The sequence below is a fragment of the Nostoc sp. UIC 10630 genome (genome assembly GCF_010747425.1).
Lineage (GTDB): Bacteria > Cyanobacteriota > Cyanobacteriia > Cyanobacteriales > Nostocaceae > Nostoc.
Window position 1 is genome coordinate 1 of sequence record NZ_JAAGOG010000256.1, and the last position, 9,399, is coordinate 9,399.

Annotated in this window: 5 protein-coding genes; 1 reads left to right on the plus strand and 4 read right to left on the minus strand. The window is 41.4% G+C overall.

What is annotated here, in order from left to right; translation table 11 throughout:
- Nucleotides 1-84: 84 nt before the first annotated feature.
- Entirely contained in the window at nt 85-1,308 is a 1,224-nt protein-coding gene (locus tag G1O98_RS33755) for a VCBS repeat-containing protein (protein WP_163937835.1), read from the minus strand.
- Nucleotides 1,309-2,498: 1,190 nt separating this feature from the next.
- Between G1O98_RS33755 and G1O98_RS33760 the strand changes: the two genes are divergently transcribed.
- Complete coding sequence (locus G1O98_RS33760) at nt 2,499-3,809, plus strand: aminopeptidase P N-terminal domain-containing protein (protein ID WP_163937838.1); 1,311 nt, start codon at nt 2,499-2,501, stop codon at nt 3,807-3,809.
- A 171-nt stretch (nt 3,810-3,980) separates the two neighbouring features.
- On the opposite strand, the gene G1O98_RS33765 is transcribed toward G1O98_RS33760, so the two are convergent.
- The 3 genes from G1O98_RS33765 to ftsH2 form a co-directional block, all read right to left on the minus strand.
- Entirely contained in the window at nt 3,981-4,526 is a 546-nt protein-coding gene (locus G1O98_RS33765; RefSeq protein ID WP_163937842.1) for a hypothetical protein, read from the minus strand.
- 246 nt (nt 4,527-4,772) lie between these two features.
- Nucleotides 4,773-7,070, minus strand: coding sequence for a site-2 protease family protein (locus tag G1O98_RS33770; protein ID WP_163937846.1), 2,298 nt, complete (start codon nt 7,068-7,070; stop codon nt 4,773-4,775).
- A gap of 132 nt (nt 7,071-7,202) precedes the next feature.
- On the minus strand, nt 7,203-9,089 hold the full coding sequence (gene ftsH2 / locus G1O98_RS33775) for an ATP-dependent zinc metalloprotease FtsH2 (protein WP_163937849.1): 1,887 nt from the start codon (nt 9,087-9,089) through the stop codon (nt 7,203-7,205).
- Nucleotides 9,090-9,399: the final 310 nt, after the last annotated feature.

A 9,399-nucleotide genomic window follows, 5' to 3' on the forward strand; every position in this document is an offset into this window, starting at 1 on the left:
GGTAGGGGAGGCAGGAGAGGCAGGGGAAGCATTTGATAATTCCTAACTCCTAACTCCTAACTCCTCACTCCTAACTCCTAGCTTTTAGAATGTATACCACTGTGGGCCAAGCTTATCTGCATCGCTGATGGGATTGTCAACTGCTGTTGTTCCATCTATAGTCCAAATGTTGTCTGAACCTGCGGTCTGATCGCGCCAGTAGATATCGGTCTTACCGTCGCCGTTGAAGTCACCAAGGGATGGTGTCAAGGCCGCGTTATTAGTTGGTAAGAAAGCTTCAGTCGCAACTGTTGTACCATCCATCAACCAAGCAGTGTTCGCACCTGTGGTTCCATTGTGCCAGAAGATATCGGTCTTACCATCACCATTGAAATCACCAATTTTGGAAGTCCAGGATGAGTCAAGTGTTCCCAAAGCGCCTTCTGTGACTAAGATGCCTCTCATCGTCCAAACCTTGTTCTCACCTGTTTGAGCGTTTCTCCACAGAATGTCAGTGCTTAAATCGCCGTTGAAATCACCAAGGCTAGCAGTCCAGGCTGCGTCTTGAGATTGCAGCGCAAATTCAGTCTTTTGGGCACCATCCATAAACCAAGCGCTGTTATCGCCAGTTGTCCCATTGCGCCAGAAAATATCGCTCTTGCCATTGCCATCGAAATCAACAATGGTAGGAGTTAGAGCTGTGTCTGTAGTGTCTAGAACAGTTGCAGTGAGAACTGTAGTGCCATCCATCTCCCAAATAGCGTTCTCACCGGTTGTAGCATTATGCCAGAAGATATCAGTTTTGCGATCGCCATTGAAATCCCCAATCTGAGGACTCCAGGCTGCATCAACGCTAGATAGAGCAGCCGCAGAACCAACTCTAGTTCCATCCATCAGCACAATGCTGTTCTCACCGGTTGTCTTATTGCGTAATAAGAAGTCGGTTTTACCATCAGCATTGAAATCAGCAATTTTGTAATCATAGGCGGATAGGTCAAATTGACCCAAAGATCCCTGTTCGACAACTTTTGTGCCATCCATCAACCGAATAATAATCTCACCAGTTGTAGAATCGACCCAAACTTTATCTGTTTTGCCATCACCGTTGAAGTCAGGAACAATCGCCGCACTGGTTAAGTAAGGATTAGGATTAGGATTTGCTGACACCACCGCAGATTGTTGTGGTTGGTAGGAACTCTTACTCCCCAAAAACGAATCAGAATTTAGAGGAGTTACGCTATCAAGAGGAGATGATAATGCTTGTATTTTTTCGGAAGTTTGTGTCCATTGTGCATTCAAAGTTTTTGAAGTATTTTGAGTTCCAAACATGGTGTGTTTTTATGATTGGTTGTCATATTTTTTTAACTTTTTTTTGAAGCCGCTTTCTGTAACGAAATAACATTTTCTAGGTTTTCCATATTTCTTTATAACTATTTTTTATTTATTAACATCATTATTTGAAGATAAATCTTTGTTTGTTTTAAATGATAATTACAAAATTTTCAAGTCCTATGTAAACAATTCTAAAATTCTTTTTGCTCATTATGTATATGATGATTTACAGACAAAGCTTTATTGCTTTATCTGTTTTCTTTGACATTAAAAATTTTTATCAAAATTCTACTTATATCTTGAACGGCTAATTAGCCAGACAAAAATTATTCACACTACACCATAGGACTAATATTTGATTGCCTAAAATAACTCCGTACAACTCAAAAGGCCTTCTTGAATATTGCCTCTTGCCTGCCCAGTATGGCTGCTACGCCAAGCTGCGCGAACAAAAATCAAAGCGGCTTGCTATAGTAGCCTTTCAAGCTTCGATTCATTGGTAAGTAAGTTCGCAGAAAGGAATTTAGTCCTTATTTTTTAAGTACTCAAATGTTTAATACAAACTTTCAAAATTAGCTTTATAAAGTAATCTTCGTATTTATTGCAAAGTTACAAATATGCTAAAATAGAAATAATTGCTACATTAGTTCTAATGATTTGTGTAATCAGTCATTGTTTTATGATGAATTTCTCAATTGTTTGCGGAATCACTACTATTTTTTATTTTGTGGAATAGCTCTAGATGTCTGCTTACTTTCTTCAACTGTACGAACAGGTAATTGTAAGCCGGTTCCGAAAAATTAGTATATGTAAATACTACGAATTCATCTTTATTGACCAGGTAAGCGATCGCTTTTATTGCTAGGGGTTGAGCAGACATATTATTGACAGCGTGTTGTGGAATTTATTAATTACCAAAATTGATATGGAATAAGGCGATAAAAATAATTTATTTTTTTATAAAAATACTAAATCATTCAATAACAACAATATTTCCGAGTTATTTAAAAATTAAGAAATCTGAGTATTTCAAGATAATTGATTATTCTCCAACGATTTATGGCTGGAGTGGAAACAAATATTGGTTAGAATAACTTAGATTAGCAACTATTAAGAGGCCTGAATTGTGCATCTACTCAGTTGCTAAAAGTGTAAAATAATACAATTTTTTCATAAAAACATCAGCTATGCAAGCAGAATATCGGCAGCGTCGCGAGCAGTTAATGGCAAAAATTGGTGATGGCACAGCCATTTTTCGCAGTGCGCCAATGGCAGTGATGCACAACGATGTCGAGTATGTTTATCGCCAAGACAGTGATTTCTTCTACCTAACTGGTTTTAACGAACCACAGGCAGTTGCAGTGTTAGCGCCACATCATTCAGAACATCGGTTTGTGCTGTTTGTCCAACCGAAGGATCGTGAAAAGGAAGTATGGACTGGTTATCTTTGTGGGGTAGATGCAGCCAAGGAAATTTATGGTGCTGATGAAGCGTACCCCATTAGCGAGTTAGATGAAAAGTTGCCGCAGTATTTGGAAAAAGCCAGCCGCCTTTACTATCACTTAGGACGCGATCGCACTTTTAATGACCAAATCCTAAGACATTACCAAAGTTTACTGCGGACTTATCCTAAACGCGGTACTGGGCCGATCGCTATTGAAGATACTGGCCCTGTTCTCAACAGCATGAGACTTATTAAAAGTGAAGCTGAGTTGGGGTTAATGCGTCAAGCGGTTGCGATCGCCACTGAAGCACACAATTACGCCCAAGAAATCACCGCACCTGGACGTTATGAGTACGAAATTCAAGCGGAGATGGAACGCATTTTTCGAGTGCGGGGTGGCATGGGGCCAGCTTATCCTTCGATTGTGGCTTCTGGAGTGAATGCTTGCGTACTCCACTACATTGAAAATAATCGTCAAATGCAGGATGGAGAATTACTGCTAATAGATGCCGGTTGTGCTTACGGTTATTACAACTCGGATATTACGCGGACATTTCCTGTAGGGGGTAAATTTACGCCTGAACAAAAAACGCTGTATGAGATTGTATTGGAGGCGCAAAAACAAGCGATCGCTCAAGTGAAACCAGGTAATCCCTTCAAATTAGTTCACGATACAGCAGTGCGCGTTATCACCGAAGGTTTAGTTGAACTTGGCATTCTCAAAGGTGAAATTGATAAGTTAATTGAAGAAGAGAAATATAAGCCATATTATATGCACCGCACCAGTCATTGGTTAGGTTTGGATGTTCATGATGTAGGAGTTTACCAGCACGGTGAAGACAAACCGCAGATTTTACAACCAGGCCAAATTTTGACAGTGGAACCGGGATTATATATTGTGCCTGATACCAAACTAGCAGAAGACCAGCCACAGACTGATCCTCGATGGATTGGCATTGGTATTCGGATTGAGGATGATGTGTTAGTTACACCTGATGGACATGAGGTGTTAACTGCGGGAGTTCCCAAAGGAGTGGATGAACTGGAACGATAAAAAAGGGAGAAGGGGAGCTAATTTCCAAGTCTCTCTCCCAATTTGGAAAACGTTAGAAAACCCGGCTTCAACAAAGTAAGCCGGGGTAATTTATGCACTTATATAAAAATGAGGCTTAATCTGTGCGATTGTCACTTTTGGCACTAGGAGCAATAACAGAAAGTTCTTAAATCAAGAACAGCCCTCAACAAATTCAACTTCTGGTAGTTTACCTGACCGAAACTCAGTAACACACTTACCGTCAGTCTCGAAAATAACGCGATAGTTCCGATCAGCACGGTCTTTCGGGACAAATGTCAAGTAGTGTCCGCCTTGGACGTATTTATGAGGTGTGATTTTAATTTGTCCTGGGTAAAGAGACTTGATTTGTGCTTCGGTATCGCCAATTTTTGCACCTTTGAGGGTAGTAATCTGGGTATTCTGCCGCACATCTACTCTAGAAATGCGACCTCCTGTCACCATGAACGAAAGATTGTTGGGTTCATTTTGTGGCTTAACATAGTAGCAATTGTTATTGGGTGGATCGCCCACTAACTTAGTACCAGCAGCCTTTGTTGCTTGGGAAACAGTCATCCCAACTCGTACTGCACCGATTCCATTGATAAACAGTTTCGCCTGATTTGTCAGTTTCGCTTTTGCTATAACTGTGCCAACAGTTAGAGAATAAACTGCCAACGTTAAGGAAGCAAGAGTCAAGAATTTAACTTTATTATTCATAAATTGTGGGAATAAAAGTAGTAGATTTTTGCATACAGTATCTATGCTACCAATTTCAGATTTTCAAGTTTTTGACAGGCGAAATTGTGATATTACTTCAATCAAACCAACAATATTACGGTTGAACTCAGGTAAATCTTCCACAAGTATCCAATATTCCTGATGTATAGAACCGCCCACACCCCTCTTTCCTTCTGCCTTCTGCCTCGATCTACTTAATATCAAAGTCTGTTTTGTTGGTTTTTATCAACTTGGATCTTCCTTATCCATAGCTTCAAAAAGAGTATTTCCAGTTTGTTCATCTGCGATCGCTCCTTGATTATCTCCCAACTGACGACGAATTTGACTACGCAATATATATGCTTCTGCTTCTTTAGGATTTAGCTGAATTACATAGTTAGCATCTGCGATCGCACCTTTGTAATCTTGGAGTTTTTGACGAGTATATCCACGAGAGATATAAGCGTAGGTATCTTTGGCATTTAATTTAATAATTTCGTTGTAATCAGCGATCGCTCCTTTATAGTCTTCCAGATGATTAAGAACTTGCGCTCGCTGGTAATAGATACCACTGACATTTTTGGGTTTAAGGCGCAAAATCTCGTTATAATCCTGAATCGCGCCTTTATAATCTTTTAATCTATTACGAAAGCTGGCACGAGTCATACGAGATTCAATATCGTGAGGTTTTAAGCGCACAATTTGGTCATAATCTGCTAGTGCGCCTTTATCATCATGCAGTCCCATACGCGCCTGCGATCGCTTGATATAAGCATTAACATCATTAGGATTTGTACGTAAAGCAGCAGTTGTCAGCTCAATTTCTTGTTGTCTATTTTTTTTGATCTGCTCAAGCCTTTGCTGAGAATTTTGATAATAAGTCAATAACTTTACCCAATTAGGAGCTATAGCTTGCAGAGTGCCTACCATTCCACCTAACAAGGTTACACAGTATATAACTAATAGAAAAACTCTAGTTTTCCATTTACTACGGGATTCGTGCTGCTGTTGAATCAATCCCTTGACTAAGGCGTATCTTTTACTGAAAGGCAAGTTTCCATATCCGAGTTGCTTCAGATATTTGAATATGAAATGCAGAATATTGTCCTGATATATGGGTGGATTTAATCGTAGTTCTTTTTGAAATTTCTGATTAATTTTAGCGCTGCGAAAGCTATTAGGGATACCCATAGCTATCAACATCGCAAATAAAAACATCATTGGTCTATCTTTTCCTAGAAATCCTAAGATAATCACACCAAAGACTTTAAATAAAACACCAATATAAGGGAAACGGGAAAACAGGAGTAAATCAGCAATTTGTCCTCCATCTAGAGGATAAACCGGGAGTAGATTGAACAAGTTTAGAAATATCAGCGTCCAACTTGTTTCTCGTACCCAATCAGGATAACCACTACCCAAAGGTGCAACGATCGCTAACCCAATACCCAAAATTAACCCTGGTAATGGCCCTGCTAAAGATATCCAAAACTTTTGGCTGAGTGTAGCGTCATCTTTATGGGCAGTTGCTAAAGCGCCTAAAAACGGTACGAATAAAACAGAGGTATCACGATAGCCAAACAGTTTCATCGCCAATAAATGTCCGCCTTCATGGAAAAACAGTACAGCGATGAAAATCACCACACTTTGTGGAGTAAGAAAGCTTGTATAACTAGCGATAAACAACCCTAAACTACCCAACAAAAGCCAAGTGCGAAATTTTTTACCCACCAGACCAGTTTCGGTATACTGCATTTGTTTAAATCCCTCAACTTCCAGTTCTATAGGGATTTCTTTTAAAATGCTGGCATCAGTTTTGGCTTGTTGTCTGCGCTGCTTGATGATATTTGCTGCTTTCTTGTTACCCTGCGTCATTGGGTTAAGCGATCGCAGGACTGTTAGCCAATATATCTGAAATGACTCTGTTCCCTTGATTGGTGATATTTTCCCCGTCTTGGCTAAGTTACTAACATAGCCACTCATCTGGATCTGTAGTGCTTGTGCAAAAGACTCTGGTGATAAACCACAAGCTGTTTTGCTGGTAGTTAATTGTTTGAGACAATCTTGATGAGTCTGCCATTGTACTGATACTTTGCTGGTATAAACATCCTGAACAATAGTGTTAGGAAACTCACCTATAAGTCCATGCTGTTTGCCGTTGACGGTCAGCAATAAAGTTCTATCCTTAAAAAAGGTATAAAACTCTATATCGAATAAATTGACAGGTTCGGCTAAACGACGAATAACTACTGTGGCATAGCTTTTGAGTGCTTTGTGATATAAAAGAAGTTCCCAATTTGTTTGCTCATAGGCTTTGGTGATTGGTTGATATTGCAAATAGCTGCATGGAAGAAAGCCGAATTGCTTTAGTTCTTTAATAGGAGTTTGAAATAAATCTTTTAAATAGATAGGAACTGTATCAGCCTTTGTAATCTGGTACTTGGGATATTGAATCTGAGACTTGCGAAGTAGTAAAAAGAGAATGAGATAACGAATAACAGTCAGTAGAACGTAAATTGCGATCGGGTAGATTAGGTATTGCATAGCAATATCAAATTTTTAACTATGCTTAGTATTCCCTGACACTACATAAAATAACTTAGGATTGCAAATACCTAAAACAAAAATGGGTATAGCCTTATGACCATACCCATTTCAGTGATTTTAGAACAGTGGTTACAGCTGCGGTACGTACTGCTGCTTCTCAGGAACTTCAGCGTACTCAGCCACAATCTGGCGGAATTCTTCGCCGTCAATGGTTTCTTTTTCGATGAGCAAATCGACTAAGCGATCGGTGACAGTGCGATGATCGCGGACAATTTTCTTGGCATTGTCATAGCATTCTTCCACGATCGCTCGGACTTGTCCATCAATGCGGGAAGCGATGGATTCGGAATACTCAGATCGAGTTGTCCAGTCACGACCCAAGAACACTTCACCCTGCTGGCTTTCCAACGATAGTGGCCCTAAGTCGGACATCCCGAACCGAGTCACCATTTGCCGTGCCATTCCCGATAACTGTTGCAAGTCTCCACCAGCGCCAGTGGTAACTTCGGCAGCCCCAAAAATTACCTCTTCAGCAGCGCGACCGCCCAAAGCACCAGTAATCCGAGCTTTCAACTGAGAACGAGAAATTAATCCTTGTTCTTCGTTGGGAGTAAACCAAGTTAAACCCTGTGCTTGTCCCCGTGGGATTAAGGTAACTTTCTGCACTGGGTCATGGTCTTTCAACAAAGTTCCCACTAAGGCGTGTCCAATTTCGTGGTATGCAATTAAGCGCTTGCTCTTGCTATCCACCAAAGGAGTACCTTCCATCCCAGCGACTACCCGATCTACCGCATCATCAATTTCGCGCAGGGTGATCGCTTCTTTGCGTCTTCTCGCAGTCAGAATTGCTGCTTCGTTGAGTAAGTTAGCTAAATCAGCACCAGTGAATCCAGGAGTGCGGCGAGCGATCGCATCTAAAGATACGCTAGGGTCTAGTTTCTTGTTGCGTGAATGGACTTGCAAGATTTCCAAACGCCCTTTGATATCGGGTGCATCAACTGTTACTTGGCGGTCAAAGCGACCAGGACGTAACAAAGCTGAGTCTAGTACGTCGGGACGGTTGGTAGCAGCAATAATAATGATGCCTGTGTTACCTTCAAACCCGTCCATTTCAGTGAGCAATTGGTTGAGGGTTTGCTCTCTCTCGTCGTTACCGCCACCGATACCAGCGCCCCGTTGCCGTCCTACTGCGTCAATTTCATCGATGAAGATAATACAAGGGGCGTTGTCTTTGGCTTTCTTGAACAAATCGCGGACGCGGGATGCACCCACACCAACGAACATTTCTACAAATTCCGAACCGGAAATACTGAAGAAAGGTACGCCTGCTTCGCCTGCGATCGCTTTTGCTAATAAAGTTTTACCAGTTCCAGGAGGTCCAACTAATAGCACTCCCTTGGGAATCCGTGCGCCTACAGCAGTAAATCTTTCTGGCTGTTTCAGGAAAGTGACGACTTCTTGTAGTTCTTCCTTAGCTTCTTCAATACCCGCTACGTCATCAAATTTAACCCCGGTTTTCGCCTCCATTTGGAAACGCGCCTTAGATTTGCCGAAGTTCATCGCTTGACCTGGCCCGCCGGGAAGGTTGCTAGAACGCCGGAACAAAAAGAACAACCCAGTAATCAATAAAACTGGAAACACGAGATTGCCCAACAATCCCCAGATTGCGCCATCATTCCGCATAGGGTGAGCATCAAAACTAATATCTTTTTCTTTGAGCTTGCTAATTAACTCAGGAGCGTTAACAGGCAAATCTACCCGCCACCTTTGGACGCGATTTTCGATGTCTGGATCGCGGGCTTCGATAATAGCTGTCCTACCGCCTTCGTAGAGATCAACACTGCTGACGCGATCGCCGTCCAAGTATTCTAGAAAGCGACCATAAGTCATGCGGGTATTGGCTGCATTCTTACTCATATCAGTAGGAGCGCCTGCAAAGGCCCCTTGCCAGAAGAAAAAGCCAATTACCAAAGCCGGCAATGTCCAGAGTACTACGACTTTCCAAGAGAATTTCATCTTAATTTGCCTCTAGATGCCTATACAATTCATCAGCTCTAGTAACCAAGTGTTCATCACTCTGTCACTTTAAGCTGTTAAACGGATGTTTATAAATCCATTTTGTTTAATTTGATCTCTTATATGCACTGTCATAAGGCAATTAGAGCATTATGGCGATGCCAACAAGAATCTTAATCAAAGTTAACTTAATTTTAATACAAAATCGCACGAGAAAAGGGAGCGCAACGGGATGCAAAGCCACGGAGAATTTCTCCACAACGCTTCTCATGTCGTTTCAACCCCTGACTGAAGGGGCAGGGGGCAGGGG

Bases quoted from the DNA above. Each gene is read 5' to 3' on its own strand.
- G1O98_RS33755 (WP_163937835.1), bottom strand. From the start codon at position 1,308: ATGTTTGGAACTCAAAATACTTCAAAAACTTTGAATGCACAATGGACA.
- G1O98_RS33760 (WP_163937838.1), top strand. From the start codon at position 2,499: ATGCAAGCAGAATATCGGCAGCGTCGCGAGCAGTTAATGGCAAAAATT.
- G1O98_RS33765 (WP_163937842.1), bottom strand. From the start codon at position 4,526: ATGAATAATAAAGTTAAATTCTTGACTCTTGCTTCCTTAACGTTGGCA.
- G1O98_RS33770 (WP_163937846.1), bottom strand. From the start codon at position 7,070: ATGCAATACCTAATCTACCCGATCGCAATTTACGTTCTACTGACTGTT.
- ftsH2 (WP_163937849.1), bottom strand. From the start codon at position 9,089: ATGAAATTCTCTTGGAAAGTCGTAGTACTCTGGACATTGCCGGCTTTG.